Origin of the sequence: Paraburkholderia terrae, from assembly GCF_002902925.1 — a bacterium.
Taxonomy (GTDB): domain Bacteria; phylum Pseudomonadota; class Gammaproteobacteria; order Burkholderiales; family Burkholderiaceae; genus Paraburkholderia; species Paraburkholderia terrae.
Window position 1 is genome coordinate 2,342,498 of record NZ_CP026111.1, and the last position, 25,087, is coordinate 2,367,584.

The window sequence follows — 25,087 nt, forward strand, 5'->3', positions numbered from 1 at the left end:
ACTGAAGCAACGAAAAGCCGAACTCGGAAAGGCGCGTTGAAGAGGTCTCGCAAGCGCGTGGTCTTCACGTCTTTCGCGAATTGTCCGATGCGCCAACGCAAGTGCGAAAGCAGTAACGAACGGTAATGCGAACCATTCTCAATACTTGAACCAGTTTATCACTGTTCGGAGGGAGAAACAAATGCGAAAGCGTCGAAAGCCTTGCTGCGACAGGGTCTTACGCGAAGCTTAAGCGCAGTTTTCGTGGTGTTTGCGGCAAGGCGCTCCGATGGCATTGCGGCTGAACAGCGAGTGAGACATGGCGCGACGTGCGCGGCGGCAAAGCGCCGCGCCTCGTAGCCTTTCCGCAACGACGGAAACGTAGACGGAAGCTAGTCCGTGCCCGTCAGATGATCGCCGACATTCGCGCCGAACACCCGCTCGCGCAGCAACGCAAGTTGGTCGCGCATCTGAGCCGCTTTTTCGAATTCGAGATTTTTCGCGTGCTCCATCATCTGCTTCTCAAGCCGCTTGATCTCCTTGGAGATCTGCTTTTCGGACATGTCTTCGAACTTCGCACGAACCTGCTGCTCCTTCAGCTCGGCGCGCGCTTCGTCGACGTTGTAGACGCCGTCGATAATGTCCTTGATCCGCTTCACCACGCCGCGCGGCACGATGCCCCGCTCCGTGTTGAACGCGATCTGCTTCGCGCGCCGCCGCTCGGTTTCGTCGATCGCGCGCTTCATTGAATCCGTAGTCTTGTCCGCGTAGAGAATCGCCTTGCCGTTTACGTTACGCGCGGCCCGGCCGATGGTCTGGATCAGTGAGCGCTCGGCGCGCAGGAAACCTTCCTTATCGGCATCGAGAATCGCGACGAGCGACACTTCGGGAATGTCCAGCCCTTCGCGCAGCAAGTTGATCCCGACCAGCACGTCGAAGGTGCCCAGGCGCAGGTCACGAATGATTTCGACGCGCTCGACAGTGTCGATGTCGCTGTGCAGATAGCGCACCTTCACGCCGTGATCGGCGAGAAACTCCGTCAGTTGCTCGGCCATGCGCTTGGTCAGCACCGTAACGAGCACGCGGTCGCCGGCCTTCACGCGCTCGTTGATCTCGGCCAGCACGTCGTCGACCTGCGTGCGCGCCGGTCGCACCTCGATTTCCGGATCGACGAGGCCTGTTGGGCGCACGACCTGCTCGGCCACCTGCCCCGCCGTCTTCTTCTCGTAGTCGGCGGGCGTCGCCGACACGAACACGACCTGGCGCATCTTGCGCTCGAACTCGTTGAACTTGAGCGGCCGGTTGTCGAGCGCGGACGGCAGCCGGAATCCGTAGTCGACGAGATTTTCCTTGCGCGCGCGGTCGCCGTTGTACATGCCGTTCAACTGGCCGATCAGCACGTGCGATTCGTCGAGGAACATCATCGCGTCGGCGGGCAGATAGTCGACCAGCGTCGGCGGCGGCTCGCCGGGCGCGGCGCCCGAGAAATGCCGCGAGTAGTTCTCGATGCCCTTGCAGAAACCCAGTTCCTGCAACATTTCCAGATCGAAGCGCGTGCGCTGCTCAAGCCGTTGCGCTTCGACGAGCTTGCCATCGCCGTAGAAGAATTCGAGCCGGTCGCGTAGCTCGGACTTGATCGTCTCGACGGCGCGCATGACCGTCTCACGCGGCGTCACATAGTGCGACGACGGATAGACAGTGAAACGCGGAATCTTCTGACGCACGCGGCCCGTGAGCGGATCGAAGAGCTGCAACGTATCGATTTCGTCGTCGAACAACTCGACGCGCACCGCCATTTCCGCATGCTCGGCGGGGAAAATATCGATCGTGTCACCGCGCACGCGGAATGAACCGCGCGCGAAGTCGGCTTCATTGCGGTTGTACTGCATCGCGATCAGACGCGCGATGATGTCGCGCTGCCCCATCTTGTCGCCCGTACGCAGCGTCAGAATCATCTGGTGATATTCCGACGGGTTCCCGATACCGTAGATCGCCGATACGGTTGCGACGATCACGACGTCGCGCCGTTCCATCAGGCTCTTGGTCGCGGACAGACGCATCTGCTCGATGTGCTCGTTGATCGACGAGTCCTTTTCGATGAACAGATCGCGCTGCGGAACGTACGCTTCCGGCTGGTAATAGTCGTAGTACGAGACGAAGTATTCGACGGCGTTGCGCGGAAAAAACTCGCGAAACTCAGAGTACAGCTGCGCGGCGAGCGTCTTGTTCGGCGCGAAGACGATGGCCGGCCGGCCCAGCCGCGCGATCGTGTTCGCCATCGTGTAGGTCTTGCCGGAGCCCGTCACGCCGAGCAGCGTCTGGAACGACAGACCGTCCTCGACGCCTTCGACGAGCGTGTCGATGGCCGTCGGCTGGTCGCCTGCGGGCGGATACGGTTGATAGAGCCGGAACGGGGAGCCCTCGAACGTCACGAATTTGGATTCGTCGAGAGCGTCGTGGACTTCACTCAGATGATGTTCGGACATGGAAGCGGCACCTCGGCCGGGAGCAAACGACTATTCTAGCGTTTTGCGAACAGGCGGGCTGACGCCTCGCCGGACGCCCAGGACGCAGCCGGCGCACGTCCGCTGTTGCGCCCGGATTGATGCGAACGCGGCATGAAAACATCGCCAGATCGCTGTTTTCATTGCAAATTAATCCGCTCGCGGGCCGCGCCGATGTCAAAAACCCCGGCGAGATTCGTTACAATGGCACGTTGCGCGCCAGCGCGACCGTCGGTCGAAAGCGTCGCCGGAACCTGCACCAGGACTTTCCGCCGCAATTGCCGAACCCGGTCGCCATACGGTGCATACGGTTCCTAGCAGCATCCGAAGTCGTCCCTCTTTTCACTACTGCCGAATCATCATGTCTCTGTTCTCCGCTGTCGAACTCGCTCCCCGCGACCCGATCCTGGGCCTGAACGAAGCTTTCAACGCAGATACGCGTACCACCAAGGTCAATCTTGGCGTTGGCGTGTATACCAATGAAGAAGGCAAGATTCCTCTGCTGCGCGCTGTGCGTGAAGCAGAAAAGGCACGCATCGAAGCGGCACTGCCGCGTGGCTATCTGCCCATCGAAGGTATCGGCGTCTATGACGCAGCCGTGCAGAAACTGCTGCTCGGCAACGATTCGCCGCTGATCGCCGCTGGCCGTGTCGTCACGGCACAGGCGCTGGGCGGCACGGGCGCGCTGAAGATCGGCGCGGACTTCCTGAAGCGCGTCAATCCGGCATCGAAGGTCGCGATCAGCGATCCGAGCTGGGAAAACCACCGCGCGCTGTTCGAAAGCGCGGGCTTCGAAGTCGTCTCGTATCCGTACTACGACGCGAAGTCGCAAGGCGTGAACTTCGAAGGCATGCTGTCGGCGCTCAACAGCTACGAGCCGGGCACGGTCGTCGTGCTGCACGCGTGCTGCCACAACCCCACGGGCGTCGATCTGACGGTCGACCAGTGGAAGCAGGTGGTCGAAGTCGTGAAGACGCGCTCGCTCGTGCCGTTCCTCGACATCGCGTATCAAGGCTTCGGCGACGGCATCGACGCCGACGCAGCCGCGGTGCGCCTGTTCGCGCAATCGGAACTGAACGTGTTCGTGTCGTCGTCGTTCTCGAAGTCGTTCTCGCTGTATGGCGAGCGCGTCGGCGCGCTGTCGATCATCACGGGCAGCAAGGAAGAAGCGGCGCGCGTGCTGTCGCAACTCAAGCGCGTGATCCGCACGAACTACTCGAACCCGCCGACGCATGGCGGCGCCGTCGTCGCAGCCGTGCTCGGCTCGCCGGAACTGCGCGCGACGTGGGAAACGGAACTGGGCGAAATGCGCGACCGCATTCGCGCGATGCGCAATGGTCTCGTCGAGCGCCTGAAGGCCGCGGGCATCGACCGCGACTTCAGCTTCGTCAACGCGCAACGCGGCATGTTCTCGTACTCGGGTCTGACGGCTCCCCAAGTGGACCGCCTGCGCGAAGAGTTCGGCATCTATGCTGTCAGCACGGGCCGTATCTGCGTGGCCGCGCTGAACACGCGCAACCTGGACGTGGTGGCTAACGCGGTTGCCGCTGTCCTGAAGTAACCATTGCGAGCGAGACGGCGCGAAGCGTCGTCTCATACTGCTTGCAATTGAAAAGGCGCTCGTTTCGAGCGCCTTTTTTCATGCCGTAGACGTGAGGAACGCGCTCACCGCAAGTCGCGGTGAATGTCGTGCGTGACGAAGGCTGCATCGTTGTCGGGCATATCGAGCCAGCCCGGCTGCGCAAGCGAATTGCGGATGTCTTCGAGGCCGCTGTCCCAATGCTGGCGCATCGTCGACAAGCCGAACTGAAAGTCCTTGTAGTGCCCTTCGTATTCCTTGTTGCCGTAGATCAGATGAACGATGTTGTAGCGCTTCGAGCACGATAGCTCTTCGGCAAGCTTGCACCATGGATCATTGCGGTGCTCAGGCGACACGCGATCGAGCACTTCGCGCAGCACATGCCGAAAGCGCTGCGTGCGCTGCATCGTGTCCGTGACGAGGCGCGTGCGACTCGAATACTGAATGTCCTTCATCCGGCCTTGGACATCCGTGATGTTGTCCGGCACGGGGCCCAGCGCGCTCCACAAGTCGACCTGAAACGCGAGCGTATCGCGGCGCGGACTGGCTTGCGCGACCTCGTACAGCGGCGTGTTCGACATCAGCCCGCCGTCCCAGTAATACTCGCCGTCGATTTCGACGGCTCCGAAGCCCGGTGGCAACGCACCCGACGCCATGAAATGCTCCGGCCTCAGCGTCTTATGGGTATTGTCGAAATAGGCGAAGTTGCCCGTGTGTACATTCACGGCGCCAACCGAAACATGCACTTCCTTCGAGTTGATCCGGTCGAAATCGCATAGCCGCTCTAGCGTCGCCTTGAGCGGCGTCGTGTCGTAATAGCTCGCGAGTTGCGGCGGAACAGAAACGGCGGGCAACGGCGGTGGAAAACGCGGCGTGAAAAAGCCCTTCTGCCCGTCGACGAGCGCGCCGACTGCCTGCATCGCAGTGAACGCCTTGCGCACCGTGTCGTTTGAATTGAAGAAGGCCTGTTCGAGGGCAGGCGGCATGGGCGGACCATAGGCCGGCTGGCAGATGGTCTCCCAGAACTCGCGCAGTTTCTCGACGCGATGCTCGGGCGCATTGCCCGCAATGATCGCCGTGTTCAGCGCGCCAATTGAAATGCCCGCTAACCAGTTGGGCAGAATGCCCGCCTCGTCGAGCCCCTGATACACGCCAGCCTGATACGCGCCCAGCGCGCCGCCGCCTTGCAGCATCAGCGCGACGGTCTCGTACTGAGGCAGCGCCGCGTGATGACTGGCGCGAACGCTGGGCGCCGCGCCCGCCTGCTCGCTTTCTCCCGCGCCGGCACCGCCGGCGCGTGCCCGCTTCACACTCCGTTGTGAATCGCGTTGCGCCATCATCACCCTCCTCGCTTATTACGCGTTTATTGCGCGTTCATTGCATATACCAGCCGTGGCTTACGATGAACGATTGCCCCGTGAGCGCGGCCGTCGGGAACGACGACAGGAACAGCACCGTCTGCGCGACATCTTCGACCGTGGTGAAGATGCCGTCCACCGTGCCGCCGAGCATCACGCGCTTGACCACTTCTTCCTCGCTGATGCCCAGTTCCTTGGACTGCTCGGGAATCTGCTTGTCGACGAGCGGTGTACGCACAAAGCCCGGACATACGACATGCGAGCGCACGTTATGTTTCGCGCCTTCCTTCGCGAGCACACGCGAAAGGCCGAGCAGCGCATGCTTGGCCGTCACGTAAGCCGACTTCAGCGGCGACGCTTCGTGCGAGTGTACGGAGCCCATGTAGATCACGATGCCGCCGCGATCGTCCTTGTACATGTGCTTGAGCGCGGCTTTCGTGGTGAGGAAGGCGCCGTCGACGTGGATGGCCTGCATCTTCTTCCAGTCCGAGAACGAATAGTTCTCGATCGGATTAACGATCTGAATGCCGGCGTTTGAAATCAGGATATCTACTGAGCCGAGTTCGGCCGCGACCTTGTCGATGCCCTGATTGACGGCGTCTTCGTTCGTGACGTCCATCGCGACGCCGAGCGCCTTGCCGCCCGCCTTGTTGATCTCTTCGGCGACGGCGTTCGCGCCGTCCTGGTTCAGGTCCGCAATCGCGACGGCCGCGCCCGCCGCCGAGAGCGTCAACGCGATCTGCTTGCCGATGCCGCTCGCCGCGCCCGTGACGACGGCAACCTTGCCTTTCAGACTATCGTGAGATGACGACATCCAGAACCTCCATGCAGTTGATTGAGCAATGACAACATGGCGCGCAGCCATCGTAAAGCTGGCCGAATGGCATATGCCGTCCGGTCTATTGTTGCACTGCGGCCGACTCCGCTATTGTGCATGAAGCTACGCGAACTACACACCCAAAGGCACGTCTTCCCGATTCGGATTAATGTGTGGGGTTCCGGCTACGACATTCACAAAAGGAGATCTGGATGAACTACCGACGTCTCGGCCGTTCCGGCCTGCAAGTCAGCGAGCTGTCCATTGGCTCATGGGTGACTTACGGCAATCAGGTGGACCGGCGCGCCGCGCGGGAATCGCTGGCGGCCGCGCGCGACGCGGGCGTGAATTTCTTCGACAACGCCGAAGTCTACGCGGGCGGCAAGTCCGAGCAGATCATGGGCGAAGCGCTGAAAGAACTGAACTGGCCGCGCGTGAGCTACATCGTCTCGACCAAGTTCTTCTGGGGGCTCAACGAAGCGCCCAACCAGTACCACACGCTCAATCGCAAGTATCTGCTGAATGCGATCGATCACTCGCTCAAGCGCCTACAGCTCGATTATGTCGATCTCGTGTTCTGTCATCGTCCTGACCCGAACACGCCCGTCGAAGAAACCGTGTGGGCGATGAGCGACATGATTACGCGCGGCAAGGCACTCTACTGGGGCACGTCCGAATGGAGCGCCGATGAAATTCGCGCGGCATACGAGATCGCCGAGCGGCATCATCTGCACAAGCCCGTGATGGAGCAGCCGCAATACAACCTGTTCCATCGCAAGCGAGTCGAGCAGGAGTATCGCCGGCTTTACGAAGACATCGGTCTCGGCCTTACGACCTGGAGCCCGCTCGCTTCCGGTCTGCTTACGGGCAAGTATCGCAACGGCGTGCCGGCCGGCAGCCGCGCGGAACTGCAGGGCTACGACTGGCTGCGCAAGGAGCTGACCGACTCCGGCAAGAACAGCGTAGTCGGCAAGCTTGGAGAGGTCGCGGACGAACTCGGCTGCACCATCGGGCAACTGGCGCTCGCGTGGATCCTGACGAATCCGAACGTCAGCACGATCATCACTGGCGCGTCGCGTGTCGAGCAGATCGCGGAAAACATGAAGGCGCAGGACGTAGCCGCGCAGATTACGCCGGAACTCAAGGAGAAGATCGAAGCGATCGTCGGCGACGCTTATCAGTGATCGTTGGAGACGCTGCGCGGGCCGTACGAGTGATGCATGCGGCCTGTCGCGGCGAATGGGCGGCGAGTTGGCGACAAACGGACGGCGGCGGGCGGGTCGGGCCGCTCGCGCACCTCGCGTACAATACGCAGCCCCAACGTTTGACTCTGCGGCCGCGCGGCCGAAAGCCGAGGCAATGCGCTTTGCGCAGCGTTTTCATCGGCATTCGTCCCGCACGGCGACCGCGTAATTCGCTTCTTCACTAGCGCCTTCATTGCCATGCTCAGTTACCGCCACGCTTTCCACGCAGGCAATCACGCCGACGTCCTGAAACACGCTGTCGTCGTGCAGTTGCTGCGCTACCTCGGACAAAAGGACAAGTCGTACTGGTACATCGACACGCACGCGGGCGCAGGTGTCTATTCGCTGAAGGAAGGCTACGCGACCAAGACCGGGGAGTTCGAAACGGGCATTGCGAAATTGTGGAGTCGCAAGGATTTGCCGCCCATGCTCGCGGAATATGTCGATGAAGTGTCCGCGCTGAATGCCGATGGCGAATTGCGCTACTACCCGGGCTCGCCCTATCTCGCGTGGCGTCTGATGCGCGAGCAGGACCGCATGCGTCTGTTCGAGTTGCACAGCACCGAGATCGACGTGCTGCGTCACAACTTCCGCGACGCGGGCCGTCGCGCGATGCTCTTCTCGGGCGACGGGTTCGACGGCATCAAGCCGCTACTGCCGCCGGCGCCGCGTCGCGCGCTCGTGCTCGTCGATCCGTCGTATGAAGACAAGCGCGACTACGGGCGCACGCTGAATTGCGTCGAAGAAAGTCTGAAGCGGTTTGCGACGGGAACGTATGCCGTCTGGTATCCGCAAGTCGCGCGACCGGAATCGCAGCGCTTTCCCGACCAGTTGAAGCGGCTGCAGGACAAGAACTGGCTGCATGTTTCGCTGACCGTCAGCAGCCCGCCTACCGACGGCTTTGGGCTCTTCGGCAGCGGCATGTTCATTCTGAATCCGCCCTACACGCTGGCGAAGATGCTGAAGGAAACGCTGCCGTGGCTCGTCGAGGTGCTGGGCCAGGACAAGGCCGCGCAGTTCAAGGTCGAGCATCGCGGCGATTGAGCGGCCCGATGGGCCGGCCCAACGGGTGTGCGGCTACTTGACCTGCTCGGCCGCCTTGCGAGCGAAGTCGTTCGTATAGGTCGCCTTCAGATCGACCTTCGACGCATCGAGCCGCGTATCGAATGAAGCAAGCGCGCGCAATGCCGTGGGGGGTCCGTCGGCCGGCATCAGGCCATCGGGCGAATAGGCTTCACGGACGTTGTGGAAGGCCTCGATGTACAGCGCCTTGTCGTTGAGCAGATAGGCTGGCGGCACCATCTTCACGATGTCGTCATCGCTCGCCGTCTGAAGCCAGCGATCCGCCCGCACGATTGCATTCGCCAACGCCTGTGTCGTCTTCGGATTCTTCTGTATGAAGCTGTCCGATGCGTAGAGCGTCGCCGCAGGCATCGTCCCGCCGAACACCTCCTGCGTGCCCTTCACGGTGCGCGTGTCGACCAGCACCTTGATATCGCCCGAGCGTTGCAGCTTCGTCATCATCGGGTCGACATTCGACAGCGCGTCGACCTGTCCGTTGCTCACCGCGGATATCACGGTCGCGCCGCTACCTACGCCAATCACCGAGATATCGCTGCGTTGCACGCCGGCCTTGCGCAACGCGACGGTCAGCACGAGATCGGTCGACGAACCCGGCGCGCTCACACCCACCTTCGCGCCTTTGAAATCAGCCAGCGACTTCAGCGTGTCGGCTTTGCTTTTCGTCACCGCGACGGCGATCTGCGGTGCGCGGCCCATCAGCACGAACTCGCGGTAGTGCTGGCCTTTCGCCGCCATGAAGATCGTATGCTCGTAGGCGCCCGCGCCGACGTCTGCGCTGCCGCCCACCACCGCTTCGAGCGCCTTCGATCCGCCCGCGAAATCCTCGAGCGTCACGTCCAGTCCTTCGTCCTTGAAGAAGCCCAGTCGAGAGGCCGTCAGCACAGGGAGATAGTAGAGACCCGGCAGGCCGCCGACCGCCATCGTGAGCGTTGGCTTTTCAGGCGTTTCCTTCGCGATGGCAGGGTGCGCCGCAAGTGCCAGCAGCGCCGCGCACACACTTGCGGCACGACTAAACCAGAGGTCGCGCATTCGTTGTCTCCTGTTTTGTTCGAATTGTTCGTCTCGCTGCGTGGGACGCGTGGAATGCACATCCCGAGCGATGATCGCGCAGCGATTGTCGTCTGAGGACGTAGTACGCGCCATGCGCCGAAACCCGAATAATGAAACGAGTCGCCGCGTCAGGCTGAACTATTGCGAATGCGGCACGTATCGCGGACGCGGCTGCGGCGTCGGCGGATTGGGATAGGGAGCCTGCGTGGCACCCGGCACCTGAATATACGGCGCCACGATGTAAGGCGGCGCCCCGTTGGGCGCAAGTTCCTCGGGCGCGGCAATCGGTTGTGCCTCGACGATGCGGCTGTGTGACAGCGGCCCCGTCGTCAGGATAGTGCCGCTCTGGCCGTCGCTGATGCCGGCTTGCGTGTCGAGAACCAGCGGCGGCCGGCTCGTCGACGAAGCGGCAAATGCCGTCGATGCCGCCCCCAGCAGCACGACAGCCGCTGCGGATCGCAGCAGATAAATCGAGTGGTCTGAAAACATGGGCGCCCCGGAATGTTTGTAGGAATGCCGGTTATCGCGAAAACATCATACCTTACCGCGGCACAAGCATTTGAGCTAGTCGCCAGCGACCAGCGTAGCGCAATCCACTGGCTCCAGATGCGACAAAGCCCCGCATGACGGGGCTTGATCTTCCAACCGGGGCTCGCGGCGCATTATTGCCGCGCGAGCCGGGGCGAACGACTTACAGCGAGTAGCCGCTGGTTTCGAGCGCGCGGATACGCTGTTCGAGCTGGACGATATCCGACGATTCTGCGAGGTAAGCCTCGCGACGGGTACGTTCAGCCGTTTCAAACCAGTTGCTCAGCTTTTCGATTACAAATGCAAACATGATGAACTCCAAGGATCAGTTAAGAATCCCCGGTGAGTTGGGCATCAGGGATTTCCCGTAGAAGGGTTAACCCGGATTATAGCCTTCTCGTGCAACCTTGCCAGTGAATTGCACGAATGACGTGCATTCCGTTTTGGAATGGTGCATGTTAATTTCTTGGTCAAACCATTGATTCTCAGTGAATTTTTCGAGATTTATCGAAAAATCGCTCAATCAACGCACCGTTTTAGCACCATCTTGGTGCGCAGACGGTGATTACTCACAACGCTGCGTCACTGTTTTTCATTACCCGTGACAATGCGGCGCAGCCGACGTCGCACCCACAGCAGCAAGGCTTTCGATAATCGGGCAATCCGGACGGTCGTCGCCATGGCAATGGTCGGCAAGATGCGTGAGCGTGTCGCGCATCTCGGTCAGTTCGGCGATACGGCGGTTCAGTTCGGCAACATGCTCCAATGCAATCGACTTCACCTCCGCGCTCGCACGCGACCGGTCGTTCCACAGTGCAAGCAGCTTGCGAATATCCTCGACCAGAAACCCCAGGCGCCGCGCCTGACGGATAAAGCGCAGCGAATGGACTTCCTGCGTTCCGTAAACCCGGTATCCCGCCTGCGTGCGCTCCTTCGCCGCGAGCAATCCGACGCTCTCGTAATAGCGGATCATTTTCGCCGTCACGCCCGACGCACGGGCCGCTTCACCAATATTCATCGCTCGTTCCCCACTCTGCTTTCACGATATGTTGCATGATTCTTGACCTTCCCACAGTGGGAAGGTCAATCATGTAGTTGCCGATCGACAGGCATAATTCAACCGTTGCAGGACTTACCAGCTAGAGGAAAAGCATGAGCATCGAATTCAAGGTAGAAGGCATGAGCTGCCAGCATTGCGTCGCCGCCGTCACGCGCGCCATCCAGGAACAGGACGCCGGCGCGCGGGTTCAGGTCGACCTGTCGGCGGGCAAGGTCGCCGTTCAGTCGGGCGCGTCCGTCGACACGCTGAAGGCCGCCATCGACGACGCCGGCTACACGGTCGTCGGCGTCGACGGCAACTGAGCGGGGAACACGCATGTTCAAGGTGGCCGTTATTGGCGCATCGGGTTTGCTGGGACGCGCGATCGTCGGTGAACTGGCGCAGCAGCCGGACTGGCAGCTCGTGAAGACGACCTTCAGCCGCCCCTTCGGGCAAAGCGTCACGCTCGACATTCGCGATGCAGACGCCGTCGCGCAGTTCGTCGATCGCGAGCGGCCGGACGCGCTCGTCATCGCGGCAGCCGAGCGGCGTCCGGATGTGTGCGAGCACGATCCGGCGCTCGCGCGTGCGCTGAACGTGGATGCCGTGCGCGCGATCGCATCGGCGGCGCGGCGGCACGGCGCGTGGGTGCTGTCCATTTCCACCGACTACGTGTTCGACGGCACGCAACCGCCCTATCGCTACGATGCCACGCCGTCGCCGATCAACGCCTACGGCCGCAGCAAACTGGAGGGTGAGCAGGCACTCGCCGAATCGACGGATCTCGGCTGCGTGTTGCGCTTGCCGCTGCTGTTCGGACCGATCGTCGACTGGCAAGAGTCGGCTGTCACGAGCCTCGTGCCCGCGATTGCCGCGGCGGCGCGCACGGCTTCGTCCGAAGTGAAAGCCGCCGTGATGGACGCGTGGGCGATCCGCTATCCGACGTATACGCCCGACGTGGCCGTCGTCGTGCGTCAGTTGCTGGAATGGCACGCGCGCGACGAAGCGGTGTGCGGCACGGTGCAGTGGTCCGGCGACGAACCGATGACGAAGTACGACATCGCGCAGCGTCTCGCCAGCGCGTTGCGGATCGACGCGCAACTGACACCACAGCACACGCCGACGGACGCGACGCCGCGCCCACACAACTGTCATCTCGATTCGACGCGGCTCGAAACGCTCGGCATCGGCCGGCGCACGCCGTTCGATACGGCGATTCGCGACGTGCTCGCGCAATTTCCGTGGCGCGGTTAGCCGCACATAAAGTGCTATAGAAAGTCAGTGGAAGTCACGGCTCATCGATTGCAAGCCGCCCAGCAGATGCGACATATCGACGAGCCGTTGTGCCACCAGGTGCCGCACTTCGCCTTCGCATTGCCACGTGCCGTACACGGCGAGCAGCGATGCACCGAGCGCTTCTTTCCTTTGTCTTTCCAGCAAACTCGGCCAGATGATCACGTTGACGTTGCCCGTCTCGTCCTCGATCGTCACGAACAGCACGCCCTTGGCCGTGCCCGGCCGCTGTCGCACGGTGACGATGCCGCAGCCGCGCGCGAGCCGCCCATTGCGATAGTCGCGCAACTTCGACGCGGGCATTAACCGCTGTTCCAGCAACGCGGGCCGCAGCAACTCCAGCGGATGACGACCGAGCGTCAGTCCCACCGAGCGGTAATCCGCAACGATGTCCTGCGCCTCCGACGGCGCGCCGAGTTCGGGCGTATCGTCCTGAACGGCGGCAACCGACAGCATGTCCTTGTCGGGCACGGCGTCCACCGAGTGCCACAACGCTTCGCGCCGGTTCCCCGCCAGCGACGACAACGCATTCGCGTCGGCGAGCACGTGCAGATCGCGCCGGTTGAGTTGCGCCCGGCGCGCGAGATCGTGAACGCTTCCGAATGGCCGCACCGCGCGCGCGTTTTCGATACGCTCGGCTGCGCCGTCTTTCATGCCGCGCAGCAGCGACAGGCCGAGGCGAACGGCGGGACGCGCGTTACCTTCCACCGTTTCGAGCGATGAATCCCAGCCGCTGATCGTCACATCGACCGGCAACGCGATTACGCCGTGTCGTCGCGCGTCCTGCACGAGTTGTGATGGCGAATAGAAGCCCATCGGCTGGCTGTTGAGCATCGCGGCGAGAAATGCCTCGGGCTCGTGGCATTTCAGCCAGCTGCTCGCATAGACCAATAGCGCGAAACTCGCCGCGTGGCTCTCCGGAAAACCATATTCACCGAAGCCTTTGATCTGCTCGAAAATCGCCTCGGCAAAACTTTGCTCGTAGCCGCGCTCACGCATGCCGTTAACGATGCGGTCGTAGTATTTTTCGAGGCCGCCCTTGCGCTTCCATGCGGCCATCGCACGACGCAACTGATCCGCCTCGCCCGGTGTGAAACCCGCCGCGAGAATCGCGACCTGCATCACCTGCTCCTGGAAGATCGGCACACCGAGCGTACGTTCGAGCGCGACTTTCAGTTGCTCGCTCGGATAGCTGACAGGTTCGAGCTTCTGCCGACGCCGCAAATACGGATGCACTGCGCCGCCTTGAATCGGCCCTGGTCGCACGATCGCGACTTCGATCACAAGATCGTAGAAGGTCTGCGGACGCAGCCTCGGCAGCATGCTCATCTGCGCGCGCGATTCGATCTGGAACACGCCGACTGTATCGGCGTTCGAGATCATGTCGTAAGTCGCTTTGTCTTCGGGCGGAATGTGCTGCATTTCGAAGCGCTCGCCAATGCGGTCCGACACGAGATCCAGCGTGCGCCGGATCGCCGACAGCATGCCGAGCGCGAGCACATCGACCTTCAGCAAACCGAGCGATTCGAGATCGTCCTTGTCCCACTCGATCACCGAGCGATCGGCCATCGCCGCATTCTCGACGGGCACGAGCCGCGTGAGCTTGCCGCGGCTGATCACGAAACCGCCCGAATGCTGCGAAAGATGACGCGGGAAATTGAGCAGTTGCGACGCGAGCCGCGCCCACGCCTGAATCAGCGGTTTTTCCGGATCGAGTCCCGACTCTTCGAAGCGCTTGAGCAGATCGTGACTCGTATCGAACCATTGATGTGACTTCGCGACGGTATCGACGATCTGCGGATCGATGCCGAGCGCCTTGCCCGTTTCGCGCAATGCGCCGCGCGGCCGGTACGTCGACACGGCCGCCGCGATCGCCGCGCGGTCGCGTCCATACTTGCGATAGATGTACTGGATCACTTCTTCGCGCCGCTGATGCTCGAAATCGACGTCGATGTCGGGCGGCTCGCCGCGCTCCTTCGAGATGAAGCGCTCGAACAACATGTTGCCGCGCGCCGGATCGACCTCGGTGACGCCGAGGCAATAGCACACAGCCGAGTTGGCCGCCGACCCGCGCCCCTGACACAGAATGTGCTGGCTGCGCGCATAACGCACGATGTCGTAGACGGTCAGAAAGTACGGCTCATAGCCGAGGTCGGCGATCAGCGCGAGTTCGTGCTCGATCTGCTCCTGCACGTTGAACGGAATGCCCGAGGGGAAGCGGTACTGCGCGCCGATGTACGTTTCCTGGCGCAGATACGCAGTCGGCGTGTAGCCTTCCGGCACGAGTTCGTCGGGATATTCATAGCGAAGCTCGTCGAGCGAAAACGCACAGCGCGACAGCACGCTGATGGTCTCGCGTATCGTATGTTCGGGATACAGATTCGCGATGCGCAAGCGCGAGCGCAGATGCTGTTCTGCGTTCGGCGCGAGTTCGTAGCCGCATTCATGCACCGGCCTGCCGACGCGGATCGCCGTCATCGTGTCCTGTAATGGCTTGCGCGAGCGCACATGCATCACGACGTGACCCAATGCGACGACGGGCACGTTCTGCTTCTCCGCGACATATTCGAGCGCGCCGCGATGAATGTCGTCCATCGCGCGCTGATGCAGCACGAGCCCCACCCATGCGCGGCCGGGAAACGTCTCGTCGAGCCATTCGATCTGCGCTTCGAGTATTTCTTCACTCGCCGGAAAATCGGGCACGAGGATCGCGAGACAATCGGGCATGCCGCGCAGATGCGCGTGCTCGCGATCGGGCCGCGACAGATCGTGCGGCGTGAGGCGATATTCACCCTTCGGCGCGCGCGTGCGCGCGAGCGTGATCAGCTCCGACAAGTTGCCGTAGCCTTCGCGATTCTGCGCGAGCAGGATCAGGCCGAACGCGGGCGTGCCATCGGCGTTGCGCAACTGGAAGTACGAGCCGATCACGAGCGGCAAACCCACTTCCTTCGCCGCCACATGCGCGCGCACGACGCCCGCAAGCGAACATTCGTCGGTGACGGCGAGCCCTGAATAGCCGAGCTGAAACGCGCGCTCGGCGAGTTCTTCCGCATGCGACGCGCCATGCAGGAACGTGAAGTTCGAAAAACAGAACAGCTCGGCGTAGGCCGGCAACGCGTTGAAGGTTGTATCCATCGCGCGTCATCCGAACAGGCCGTGCAGGAACCAGCGCGGCTCCTCTTCGGCATCGCGGCTGCTGACGCGTTCGTAATAAACCCAATAGCAGGTGCGGTCTTCGCCTTGCATCACGAAATAGTCGCGCGTGACGAGCGCGCCATCGAACCAGCCCGCTTCGATCCGCTCACCCGGCGATACCATCTTCAGCGGCGAGCCATAAAACGGCCGGTGCTGGCGCATGAGCAGACGCACGGGCGTCGCCAGCATCCATGTCGGACGCGGCAAGCCTTTGGGCAACTGCATTTTCTTTTCCACATGGTTGATCGACACCCAGCGGTTCGCGACTTCAGGCCGGTAATCGGCCGTCGGCGCGGGACGCAGCACGTTCTCTTCGCCGTTGCGCGCGATCAGCAGTTCAATCAGCCGCGCGTGATCTGCCGGTGAGCCGCCCGGCTGAGGGAAAAGTTGATCGGTGGCGGGCGCAGCAGCGTCGACCCTCGATGCATCAAGCCTCAACGCAATGGCAGGCGCCTCCAGCGTGAGACGATGCAGCCGCTCCTTCACGAGACGCAGCAGATGATCTTCTCGCCACGCGGCCTCGCCCAAGGCGATATCGATCGACGTCGGCGCCATGGCTTCGCGGCCGCGCTCATGCTCGAACGACAGCGTGATCGCCGTCACGGCCAGTTGCTTCGCGCACAGCCAGCCGCACAACTGCACGATCAGCCGATGCGCGGCAAACACTGCGCCGTCCGCATGCTCTAGACGATCGGGCAATTCGAGGCGCGCGCTGAACGTGGGCGGCAGCTCGAGCCAGTCGAACAGTTCCGGCGCGGTGCCGAACGCGCGGTCGAGCGAATCCAGCAGATGCTCGCCACAGCGCCGCTGCAGGCCGGCGCGCGGCAGACGGCGCACATCGGCAATCGATTCGCAGCCAAGACCGCTGAACCAGTCGGCAAACGGACGGATTTCCGGCACGGCGAGCATCGGCAGCGGCTCGAGCACGCGTTCGAGCGATGCGAGTTGCAGCACGCGCCGGTTGCCGTGTTTCGCCAGCAGCCATGCGCCCTGCCCGGTCGGCGCGGCGCTGATGCGCGCCGTCAGACCGAGCGCGCCGAGAATCGCCTTCGCCTGACGGCACAACGGCAACAGGCCGCCGAAAAGCCGCAAACTCCCGCCGACTTCGACGAGCACCGTCGCTTCGTCGAGCAACGCGACGTCGGGCGAAAACTTCATCAGCGCGATGCCCACTTCACGTTGCGTGGCGTTCTCGCGTGCGATGTCGCGCTCGTACAGCATCGTTTCCGGCGACAGCGTCAGCACGCCACCGCGCTTCATCCCGAGCCGCACGCCCGCTGCGCGGGCCGCGCCGTCTGCGATCGCGACCTTGTCTTTCTCCAGCACCACGCTGCCGTGCCCGGGCTCAGGCGACCACCTCGGTCGAAAGACTTCGAGCGGCAACTTCGGCAAGTGGACGGCGAGAAAGACGCGCATGACGGGAAAACAGAACGGGGGTGGGTTGAAGAGGAATCGACAGAGGCTCCGCGCGTGTTGGGCCTCGTCGTTTCACGATGTCGACCATCAGACCGTCGGCCGAAGGTCGTAACGCCAGCCGCAATAAAGCCGGCGATGAGTCCTGAGCCGAGGCGAGCGGCCGGACCATGATGAAGAGCGTCTCAGAAGACTGCGCGGCCAGATGCAGACGACGCAGCGAGGACGCCTGCGCATGCTGCGCCCACAAGATGAGCGCGCCGCAGGTGCCGGCGCGCAGAATCTGCTCGGCGGACCAGAAGGCGTCGGAGCTTTTGGGCGCCTTGACCTGCAGCAGCTTGTCGAGAGAGAGCCCGATGTAATCGAGGCCCAGGCCGTCTGGAATATGCGGCGGCTGTACCAGCGCGATGGGACGATCGCCCAGTGAACTCAATGCAGGCCGCAGCAGGCGCATCTCACCGACACCCGGCACCTGAACCAGCAGATCGACCAACGCACCGATGGGCCAGCCACCGCCGGGCAACTCTGTAGATAGCGCGGGATAGCCGGTGTCAAGCGTGCGCCGCCCGCCGCGTGCGAGCTGCGAGGCTCGCCATAGCGATGGGTGAATCTCTTCGGCACGCGTGACTGCGGATGACATCGGCGTAGGAAAATACCTGTATATATGTACAGTATCCTACACGGAAATTGGCAAGGAAATGGCGCCCTTTTTGGGAAGGGCTGGGGGTTTCTTAGGACTTCAGAGGCTGGTTTGGGGTAGTTAAAACGTTTCGTCAGATGTTTTGTCGGTTTGGCTTTAACGCAGATTGACAGAACGACGATTGCTGACCGCGCTGCTGGTCAAGATGTGCAAAGGACAGAAATGTAGGGGATTGATGTGCTGGGCGTAGACCGTCAGTCGAGCGTCGATGCGGTCAGGTGGGCATTGGGTGCGAATCTACGCGAATGGCGCCTCGCGTCAGCGCACGCCTGGCAAAAGGGAAGCTGAGGAGATATCGCGACGTCGGCCATTGCGGCCCGGCCACGCCGTCGGGCGCGACGTTAAACCGTGCTCTCCACAAACGCCAAGACCCCGCTTTTGAGGGCGGGGTCTTGTCTTGGGTAAGGAGCCTGACGATTACCTACTTTCACACGGGCAATCCGCACTATCATCGGCGTGGAGTCGTTTCACGGTCCTGTTCGGGATGGGAAGGGGTGGTACCGACTCGCTATGGTCATCAGGCATGACGGGTTGCTGCGTCGCATTTGTGGTGCGCCACAGCCAATCTGGAAGAAGTATGGTGTAAAGAGGGTGTTGGGTTGTGTTGTTTCTGGCACAACACTGATCACTCAACCGTGTGCGTGTCCGTACTCCCTTCGGGAGTGGGATGCCCGTAAGTGCTGAAGCACTAACGATCATCGACACGAGACACACCTGTTATAGGATCAAGCCTTACGGGCAATTAGTATCAGTTAGCTTAACGCATTACTGCGCTTCCACACCTGACCTATCAACGTCCTGGTCTTGAACGACCCTTCAAGGGGCTCGAAGCCCCGGGGATATCTCATCTCAAGGCGAGTTTCCCGCTTAGATGCTTTCAGCGGTTATCTCTTCCGAACATAGCTACCCGGCGATGCCACTGGCGTGACAACCGGTACACCAGAGGTTCGTCCACTCCGGTCCTCTCGTACTAGGAGCAGCCCCCTTCAAATATCCAGCGCCCACGGCAGATAGGGACCAAACTGTCTCACGACGTTTTAAACCCAGCTCACGTACCTCTTTAAATGGCGAACAGCCATACCCTTGGGACCGGCTACAGCCCCAGGATGAGATGAGCCGACATCGAGGTGCCAAACACCGCCGTCGATATGAACTCTTGGGCGGTATCAGCCTGTTATCCCCAGAGTACCTTTTATCCGTTGAGCGATGGCCCTTCCATACAGAACCACCGGATCACTATGACCTGCTTTCGCACCTGCTCGACTTGTCGGTCTCGCAGTTAAGCACGCTTATGCCATTGCACTATCAGCACGATTTCCGACCGTACCTAGCGTACCTTCGTACTCCTCCGTTACACTTTGGGAGGAGACCGCCCCAGTCAAACTGCCCACCATGCACTGTCCCCGACCCGGATCACGGGCCAAGGTTAGAACCTCAAACAAACCAGGGTGGTATTTCAAGGACGGCTCCACGCAAACTGGCGTTCACGCTTCATAGCCTCCCACCTATCCTACACAGATCGGTTCAAAGTCCAATGCAAAGCTACAGTAAAGGTTCATGGGGTCTTTCCGTCTAGCCGCGGGGAGATTGCATCATCACAAACACTTCAACTTCGCTGAGTCTCGGGAGGAGACAGTGTGGCCATCGTTACGCCATTCGTGCAGGTCGGAACTTACCCGACAAGGAATTTCGCTACCTTAGGACCGTTATAGTTACGGCCGCCGTTTACCGGGACTTCAATCAAGAGCTTGCACCCCATCATTTAATCTTCCGGCACCGGGCAGGCGTCACACCCTATACGTCCACTTTCGTGTTTGCAGAGTGCTGTGTTTTTATTAAACAGTCGCAGCCACCAGTTTATTGCAACCCCTTCACCCTTTGCCCGCAGGGGCATCAAGCTACAGGGGCGTACCTTATCCCGAAGTTACGGTACCAATTTGCCGAGTTCCTTCTCCCGAGTTCTCTCAAGCGCCTTAGAATACTCATCTCGCCCACCTGTGTCGGTTTGCGGTACGGTCAATGTGAAACTGAAGCTTAGAGGCTTTTCCTGGAACCCCTTCCGATTGCTTCGCTCCCGAAGGAGCTCGCGCCACGCCCTTGAATTCCGTGCCCGGATTTGCCAGAGCACCTTCTCCAACGCAGCGACCGGGACTTCCAACACCCGGACAACCTTCCGCGATCCGTCCCCCCATCGCATTTCACACTGGTGCAGGAATATTGACCTGCTTCCCATCAGCTACGCATTTCTGCCTCGCCTTAGGGGCCGACTCACCCTACGCCGATGAACGTTGCGTAGGAAACCTTGGGCTTACGGCGAGGGGGCCTTTCACCCCCTTTATCGCTACTCATGTCAGCATTCGCACTTCCGATACCTCCAGCACGCTTTTCAACGCACCTTCGCAGGCTTACGGAACGCTCTCCTACCATGCACATAAATGTGCATCCGCAGCTTCGGTATATGACTTAGCCCCGTTACATCTTCCGCGCAGGACGACTCGATCAGTGAGCTATTACGCTTTCTTTAAAGGATGGCTGCTTCTAAGCCAACCTCCTGACTGTTTTAGCCTTCCCACTTCGTTTCCCACTTAGTCATATTTGGGGACCTTAGCTGGCGGTCTGGGTTGTTTCCCTCTTGACACCGGACGTTAGCACCCGATGTCTGTCTCCCGTGATTGCACTCTTCGGTATTCGGAGTTTGCTATGGCGAAGTAATCCGCAATGGACCCTTCAACCATGACAGTGCTCTACCCCCGAAGGTGATACACGAGGCACTACCTAAATAGTTTTCGGAGAGAACCAGCTATTTCCAGGTTTGTTTAGCCTTTCACCCCTATCCACAGCTCATCCCCTAACTTTTCAACGTTAGTGGGTTCGGACCTCCAGTACGTGTTACCGCACCTTCATCCTGGCCATGGATAGATCACCTGGTTTCGGGTCTACACCCAGCGACTGAATCGCCCTGTTCGGACTCGCTTTCGCTACGCCTGCCCTAATCGGTTAAGCTCGCCACTGAATGTAAGTCGCTGACCCATTATACAAAAGGTACGCCGTCACCCCTTGCGAGGCTCCGACTGTTTGTATGCATGCGGTTTCAGGATCTGTTTCACTCCCCTCCCGGGGTTCTTTTCGCCTTTCCCTCACGGTACTGGTTCACTATCGGTCGATCACGAGTATTTAGCCTTGGAGGATGGTCCCCCCATCTTCAGACAGGATTTCACGTGTCCCGCCCTACTTGTCGTACACCTAGTTCTTCCTCGCTGTTTTCGCCTACGGGGCTATCACCCACTATGGCCGCACTTTCCAGAGCGTTTGGCTAACAACGAAGATAAAGAGTACAGGCTGGTCCCATTTCGCTCGCCACTACTTTGGGAATCTCGGTTGATTTCTGTTCCTGCGGTTACTTAGATGTTTCAGTTCACCGCGTTCGCTTCGCATGGCCTATGTATTCAGCCATGGATGACCCATACGGGCCGGGTTTCCCCATTCGGATATCGGTGGATCAAAGCTCGTTTGCCAGCTCCCCACCGCTTTTCGCAGGCTACCGCGTCCTTCATCGCCTGTGATCGCCAAGGCATCCACCACATGCACTTGTTCGCTTGACCCTATAACGGGTGTGTCTCTTTCGAGTACATCCGCTACAGGTTGAGTATTCGCGTTGTGCCGTATTCCAGGTTCGTCTTTCGATGAACTCAAAAAATACATTGATACAATCACAACCCTGATTCACCTACTCGCACACCCATCTCTAAGTATGCTTTCGTGAATCTCTTTACTACTTCTTCCTGATTGTTAAAGAACGACAGCCGATATGCGTTACTGCTTCATACCGTATCTGACTGGCTCAATTGCCAATGTTTGTCACACTGAACCGCCAACATCTTTCGACGTTCGCGCCAATGAAACCAACATTGGGAATTGGTGGAGGATGACGGGATCGAACCGACGACCCCCTGCTTGCAAAGCAGGTGCTCTCCCAGCTGAGCTAATCCCCCAGTCACACAGTACACAGGGGGGTTTGCGATCAGCCACCTCAGACAAGACGCTGGTGGGTCTGGATGGATTCGAACCATCGACCCCCGCCTTATCAAGACGGTGCTCTAACCGACTGAGCTACAGACCCCTGAGCCTGTCTTCAATTAACAGCCGACAAGTGTGAGCGCTCAACTTTGAAGCGCGAAGCTCTGGAAAGGAGGTGATCCAGCCGCACCTTCCGATACGGCTACCTTGTTACGACTTCACCCCAGTCATGAATCCTACCGTGGTGACCGTCCTCCTTGCGGTTAGACTAGCCACTTCTGGTAAAACCCACTCCCATGGTGTGACGGGCGGTGTGTACAAGACCCGGGAACGTATTCACCGCGGCATGCTGATCCGCGATTACTAGCGATTCCAGCTTCACGCAGTCGAGTTGCAGACTGCGATCCGGACTACGATCGGTTTTCTGGGATTGGCTCCACCTCGCGGCTTGGCAACCCTCTGTTCCGACCATTGTATGACGTGTGAAGCCCTACCCATAAGGGCCATGAGGACTTGACGTCATCCCCACCTTCCTCCGGTTTGTCACCGGCAGTCTCCCTAGAGTGCTCTTGCGTAGCAACTAGGGACAAGGGTTGCGCTCGTTGCGGGACTTAACCCAACATCTCACGACACGAGCTGACGACAGCCATGCAGCACCTGTGTTACGGCTCCCTTTCGGGCACCCTCACCTCTCAGCAAGGTTCCGTACATGTCAAGGGTAGGTAAGGTTTTTCGCGTTGCATCGAATTAATCCACATCATCCACCGCTTGTGCGGGTCCCCGTCAATTCCTTTGAGTTTTAATCTTGCGACCGTACTCCCCAGGCGGTCAACTTCACGCGTTAGCTTCGTTACCAAGTCAATGAAGACCCGACAACTAGTTGACATCGTTTAGGGCGTGGACTACCAGGGTATCTAATCCTGTTTGCTCCCCACGCTTTCGTGCATGAGCGTCAGTATTGGCCCAGGGGGCTGCCTTCGCCATCGGTATTCCTCCACATCTCTACGCATTTCACTGCTACACGTGGAATTCTACCCCCCTCTGCCATACTCTAGCCCGCCAGTCACCAATGCAGTTCCCAGGTTAAGCCCGGGGATTTCACATCGGTCTTAGCGAACCGCCTGCGCACGCTTTACGCCCAGTAATTCCGATTAACGCTTGCACCCTACGTATTACCGCGGCTGCTGGCACGTAGTTAGCCGGTGCTTATTCTTCCGGTACCGTCATCCCCCCACCGTATTAGGACGGAGGTTTTCTTTCCGGACAAAAGTGCTTTACAACCCGAAGGCCTTCTTCACACACGCGGCATTGCTGGATCAGGGTTGCCCCCATTGTCCAAAATTCCCCACTGCTGCCTCCCGTAGGAGTCTGGGCCGTGTCTCAGTCCCAGTGTGGCTGGTCGTCCTCTCAGACCAGCTACAGATCGTCGCCTTGGTAGGCCTTTACCCCACCAACTAGCTAATCTGCCATCGGCCGCCCCTTGAGCGCGAGGCCTTTCGGTCCCCCGCTTTCATCCCAGGATCGTATGCGGTATTAATCCGGCTTTCGCCGGGCTATCCCCCACTCCAGGACACGTTCCGATGTATTACTCACCCGTTCGCCACTCGCCGCCAGGGTTGCCCCCGCGCTGCCGTTCGACTTGCATGTGTAAGGCATGCCGCCAGCGTTCAATCTGAGCCAGGATCAAACTCTTCAGTTCAAACCTGTTACTGTTTTCGGTTCCGTTAAGAACCGGTCGCTCACTCAAAATCACTGACGAAAGATCTGATTACTCAAACCTTCCTCAATTACTTCTGTGTGAGACTCGATTACTTTCGCTTGTTCAGTGACCCGAAGATCACCGCGCGCCGCCATCGAGCACCCACACTTATCGGCTGTTGATTGTTAAAGAACATTCGCGGGAAGCGCCTTGCTTTCACCACGTCGCTGCGTCAGCAGCAGAGAAACGAGATTATGAAGAACCTTTTTCGTTTCGTCAACCGGTTTTTTTAGCATCGCCTGAAAAACCCTGCCCACTTCACGACCGCGCCGTTTCTGCCGCGGCCCCGTTGTGTCGCATCCAACTGCCTGCGGCTCAACGAGGACGGGAATCTTAGGCCATCCCGCGCCCCGTGACAAGGGTGTGACGCAAAGTTTTTTTCGAAAGCGGCCGGAACAATCATTCCTCCCGCGCCTTCTCCACTCGCGCCACAGGGTCTGCCGGTTTTCCGCCCGCCTTCGCGGCCAGCTCGCGAGCATCGGGCGAACCGATCGTCCAGTCGTGAAGCACCGTATAAGCCACAGCGAGAAGCGTCGGCCCAATAAAAACGCCGAGGAAGCCAAACGCGAACGCGCCGCCCAGAATGCCGAGCATCACGAGAATCAGCGGCATGTCGCTGCTCTTGCCGATCAGGATAGGCTTAACGACGTTATCGGACATGCCCACCACTATCACGCCCCACACCACGAGAAAGATCGCCCATCCCGTTTCGCCGCCGTGATACAGCCAGATCGCGGCGGGCAGCCACACCACGACAGGGCCGCCCGGAATCACCGAAAGAAAGAACGTCGCGAGCCCAAGTAACGCCGGCGTCGGCACGCCCGCAATCCAGCAGCCGAAACCAGCCAGTACGCCCTGCACCAGCGCCGTCCCGAGGATCCCGTACACCACCCCCTTCACCGTGCTGCCCGCCAACGCCAGCAGATAGTCGGCGCGCTCGCCGGCGATGCGCCGCATGCCAGCGTTGAGCCATGCCGCCGCGCCCTCGCCGCCCGTATAAAAGAAGAAAGTGAGAATGATGCTGAGCGCGAGCAATCCCAGCCCATGCGTGACGGCAAGCGCGGCCGCGAGAACCCACTTGCCCGCCGGCGCGGCCAGCACGCGCAGTTGCGCAACCATTTCGGAATTGCTGCTGGTCACGCGCTCCCAGAACGATTCGATGCTCGAACCGACGAGCGGAATCCGTGCGACCCAATCGGGCAGATCGGGCAGGCCCGAATCCGTCAGCCTTTGCACGAACGCGGTGATGTCCTTGGTATGCGCGCCCAGCGCGAACCCCGCGTACACGAAGGGGCCCAGCACGACGACCAGAATGATGAGCACGATCAGCGTCGCCGCCCACTTGCGCCGCCCGCCGAGGGTCTGCGACAGCTTGCAGTACAAGCCCCACGAGCTATAGCTGAGAATCGCGCCCCACAGCAGCGCGGTCGTGAACGGCGCCAGCACCAGCAGCGAGCCGCCGACCAGCAGCAGCAACGCAAACACGGCAGCCAGCCGCTCGATCAGTTGGTCCGACTTCACCATGCACC

General features: G+C 60.4%; 16 protein-coding genes, 2 tRNA genes and 3 rRNA genes. 5 read left to right on the forward strand and 16 right to left on the reverse strand.

Annotated features, from left to right (window positions below):
* Window positions 1–371: 371 nt before the first annotated feature.
* A complete protein-coding gene (gene uvrB / locus C2L65_RS10320) occupies window positions 372–2,465 on the reverse strand; it encodes an excinuclease ABC subunit UvrB (RefSeq protein WP_042311655.1) in 2,094 nt (697 codons plus the stop codon).
* A gap of 379 nt (window positions 2,466–2,844) precedes the next feature.
* On the opposite strand from uvrB, the gene C2L65_RS10325 reads away from it, so the two are divergent.
* A complete protein-coding gene (locus C2L65_RS10325) occupies window positions 2,845–4,044 on the forward strand; it encodes an amino acid aminotransferase (protein ID WP_042311657.1) in 1,200 nt (399 codons plus the stop codon).
* A 104-nt stretch (window positions 4,045–4,148) separates the two neighbouring features.
* On the opposite strand, the gene C2L65_RS10330 is transcribed toward C2L65_RS10325, so the two are convergent.
* Window positions 4,149–5,399, reverse strand: a complete 1,251-nt coding sequence (locus tag C2L65_RS10330) for a DUF3734 domain-containing protein (RefSeq protein ID WP_042311659.1) — start codon at window positions 5,397–5,399, stop codon at window positions 4,149–4,151.
* Between the two features lie 37 nt (window positions 5,400–5,436).
* Window positions 5,437–6,234 (reverse strand): 3-hydroxybutyrate dehydrogenase, encoded by a 798-nt coding sequence (locus tag C2L65_RS10335; protein WP_042311661.1) that lies wholly within the window; start codon window positions 6,232–6,234, stop codon window positions 5,437–5,439.
* A 215-nt stretch (window positions 6,235–6,449) separates the two neighbouring features.
* Here C2L65_RS10335 and C2L65_RS10340 point away from each other — a divergent pair, with 215 nt between their 5' ends.
* Together C2L65_RS10340 and C2L65_RS10345 are read left to right on the forward strand one after the other, a co-directional pair.
* Entirely contained in the window at window positions 6,450–7,421 is a 972-nt protein-coding gene (locus C2L65_RS10340) for a potassium channel beta subunit family protein (protein ID WP_042311664.1), read from the forward strand.
* Window positions 7,422–7,679: 258 nt separating this feature from the next.
* Window positions 7,680–8,525 (forward strand): 23S rRNA (adenine(2030)-N(6))-methyltransferase RlmJ, encoded by an 846-nt coding sequence (locus tag C2L65_RS10345; RefSeq protein ID WP_042311666.1) that lies wholly within the window; start codon window positions 7,680–7,682, stop codon window positions 8,523–8,525.
* Between the two features lie 33 nt (window positions 8,526–8,558).
* On the opposite strand, the gene C2L65_RS10350 is transcribed toward C2L65_RS10345, so the two are convergent.
* The 4 genes from C2L65_RS10350 to cueR form a co-directional block, all read right to left on the reverse strand.
* Window positions 8,559–9,593, reverse strand: a complete 1,035-nt coding sequence (locus C2L65_RS10350) for an ABC transporter substrate-binding protein (RefSeq protein ID WP_042311669.1) — start codon at window positions 9,591–9,593, stop codon at window positions 8,559–8,561.
* 159 nt (window positions 9,594–9,752) lie between these two features.
* Complete coding sequence (locus tag C2L65_RS10355) at window positions 9,753–10,103, reverse strand: hypothetical protein (protein ID WP_042311673.1); 351 nt, start codon at window positions 10,101–10,103, stop codon at window positions 9,753–9,755.
* 202 nt (window positions 10,104–10,305) lie between these two features.
* Window positions 10,306–10,452, reverse strand: a complete 147-nt coding sequence (locus C2L65_RS10360; RefSeq protein WP_007590397.1) for a DUF3563 family protein — start codon at window positions 10,450–10,452, stop codon at window positions 10,306–10,308.
* Between the two features lie 285 nt (window positions 10,453–10,737).
* A complete protein-coding gene (gene cueR, locus C2L65_RS10365) occupies window positions 10,738–11,160 on the reverse strand; it encodes a Cu(I)-responsive transcriptional regulator (RefSeq protein WP_042311676.1) in 423 nt (140 codons plus the stop codon).
* A gap of 134 nt (window positions 11,161–11,294) precedes the next feature.
* Here cueR and C2L65_RS10370 point away from each other — a divergent pair, with 134 nt between their 5' ends.
* Window positions 11,295–11,504, forward strand: a complete 210-nt coding sequence (locus C2L65_RS10370; RefSeq protein ID WP_042311679.1) for a heavy-metal-associated domain-containing protein — start codon at window positions 11,295–11,297, stop codon at window positions 11,502–11,504.
* Between the two features lie 13 nt (window positions 11,505–11,517).
* Window positions 11,518–12,435, forward strand: coding sequence for a dTDP-4-dehydrorhamnose reductase family protein (locus C2L65_RS10375; RefSeq protein WP_042311681.1), 918 nt, complete (start codon window positions 11,518–11,520; stop codon window positions 12,433–12,435).
* A gap of 24 nt (window positions 12,436–12,459) precedes the next feature.
* Here the strand turns inward: C2L65_RS10375 and C2L65_RS10380 are convergent, their stop codons facing one another.
* From C2L65_RS10380 to C2L65_RS10420, 9 genes are all read right to left on the reverse strand, one after another.
* Complete coding sequence (locus tag C2L65_RS10380; RefSeq protein WP_042311684.1) at window positions 12,460–15,609, reverse strand: error-prone DNA polymerase; 3,150 nt, start codon at window positions 15,607–15,609, stop codon at window positions 12,460–12,462.
* Between the two features lie 6 nt (window positions 15,610–15,615).
* Entirely contained in the window at window positions 15,616–17,085 is a 1,470-nt protein-coding gene (locus C2L65_RS10385) for a Y-family DNA polymerase (RefSeq protein ID WP_233446451.1), read from the reverse strand.
* On the reverse strand, window positions 17,015–17,722 hold the full coding sequence (gene imuA, locus C2L65_RS10390) for a translesion DNA synthesis-associated protein ImuA (RefSeq protein WP_042311687.1): 708 nt from the start codon (window positions 17,720–17,722) through the stop codon (window positions 17,015–17,017). The genes C2L65_RS10385 and imuA overlap by 71 nt, the downstream gene beginning before the upstream one ends.
* 468 nt (window positions 17,723–18,190) lie before the next feature.
* A 5S ribosomal RNA gene (gene rrf, locus C2L65_RS10395) occupies window positions 18,191–18,304 on the reverse strand.
* A gap of 199 nt (window positions 18,305–18,503) precedes the next feature.
* Window positions 18,504–21,384: ribosomal RNA gene (locus tag C2L65_RS10400) — 23S ribosomal RNA — on the reverse strand.
* 314 nt (window positions 21,385–21,698) lie between these two features.
* A tRNA-Ala gene (locus tag C2L65_RS10405) sits at window positions 21,699–21,774 on the reverse strand.
* 51 nt (window positions 21,775–21,825) lie between these two features.
* A tRNA-Ile gene (locus C2L65_RS10410) sits at window positions 21,826–21,902 on the reverse strand.
* A gap of 65 nt (window positions 21,903–21,967) precedes the next feature.
* Window positions 21,968–23,498 (reverse strand): 16S ribosomal RNA (locus tag C2L65_RS10415).
* The 16S, 23S and 5S rRNA genes sit together here with 2 tRNA genes alongside, the layout of an rRNA operon.
* Before the next feature lie 459 nt (window positions 23,499–23,957).
* Entirely contained in the window at window positions 23,958–25,082 is a 1,125-nt protein-coding gene (locus C2L65_RS10420) for an AI-2E family transporter (RefSeq protein WP_042314692.1), read from the reverse strand.
* Window positions 25,083–25,087 lie beyond the last annotated feature (5 nt).

Excerpts from the sequence above, each read along its gene's own strand:
- uvrB (WP_042311655.1), bottom strand. The coding sequence starts at position 2,465 with ATGTCCGAACATCATCTGAGTGAAGTCCACGACGCTCTCGACGAATCC.
- C2L65_RS10325 (WP_042311657.1), top strand. The coding sequence starts at position 2,845 with ATGTCTCTGTTCTCCGCTGTCGAACTCGCTCCCCGCGACCCGATCCTG.
- C2L65_RS10330 (WP_042311659.1), bottom strand. The coding sequence starts at position 5,399 with ATGGCGCAACGCGATTCACAACGGAGTGTGAAGCGGGCACGCGCCGGC.
- C2L65_RS10335 (WP_042311661.1), bottom strand. The coding sequence starts at position 6,234 with ATGTCGTCATCTCACGATAGTCTGAAAGGCAAGGTTGCCGTCGTCACG.
- C2L65_RS10340 (WP_042311664.1), top strand. The coding sequence starts at position 6,450 with ATGAACTACCGACGTCTCGGCCGTTCCGGCCTGCAAGTCAGCGAGCTG.
- C2L65_RS10345 (WP_042311666.1), top strand. The coding sequence starts at position 7,680 with ATGCTCAGTTACCGCCACGCTTTCCACGCAGGCAATCACGCCGACGTC.
- C2L65_RS10350 (WP_042311669.1), bottom strand. The coding sequence starts at position 9,593 with ATGCGCGACCTCTGGTTTAGTCGTGCCGCAAGTGTGTGCGCGGCGCTG.
- C2L65_RS10355 (WP_042311673.1), bottom strand. The coding sequence starts at position 10,103 with ATGTTTTCAGACCACTCGATTTATCTGCTGCGATCCGCAGCGGCTGTC.
- C2L65_RS10360 (WP_007590397.1), bottom strand. The coding sequence starts at position 10,452 with ATGTTTGCATTTGTAATCGAAAAGCTGAGCAACTGGTTTGAAACGGCT.
- cueR (WP_042311676.1), bottom strand. The coding sequence starts at position 11,160 with ATGAATATTGGTGAAGCGGCCCGTGCGTCGGGCGTGACGGCGAAAATG.
- C2L65_RS10370 (WP_042311679.1), top strand. The coding sequence starts at position 11,295 with ATGAGCATCGAATTCAAGGTAGAAGGCATGAGCTGCCAGCATTGCGTC.
- C2L65_RS10375 (WP_042311681.1), top strand. The coding sequence starts at position 11,518 with ATGTTCAAGGTGGCCGTTATTGGCGCATCGGGTTTGCTGGGACGCGCG.
- C2L65_RS10380 (WP_042311684.1), bottom strand. The coding sequence starts at position 15,609 with ATGGATACAACCTTCAACGCGTTGCCGGCCTACGCCGAGCTGTTCTGT.
- C2L65_RS10385 (WP_233446451.1), bottom strand. The coding sequence starts at position 17,085 with ATGCGCGTCTTTCTCGCCGTCCACTTGCCGAAGTTGCCGCTCGAAGTC.
- imuA (WP_042311687.1), bottom strand. The coding sequence starts at position 17,722 with ATGTCATCCGCAGTCACGCGTGCCGAAGAGATTCACCCATCGCTATGG.
- C2L65_RS10420 (WP_042314692.1), bottom strand. The coding sequence starts at position 25,082 with ATGGTGAAGTCGGACCAACTGATCGAGCGGCTGGCTGCCGTGTTTGCG.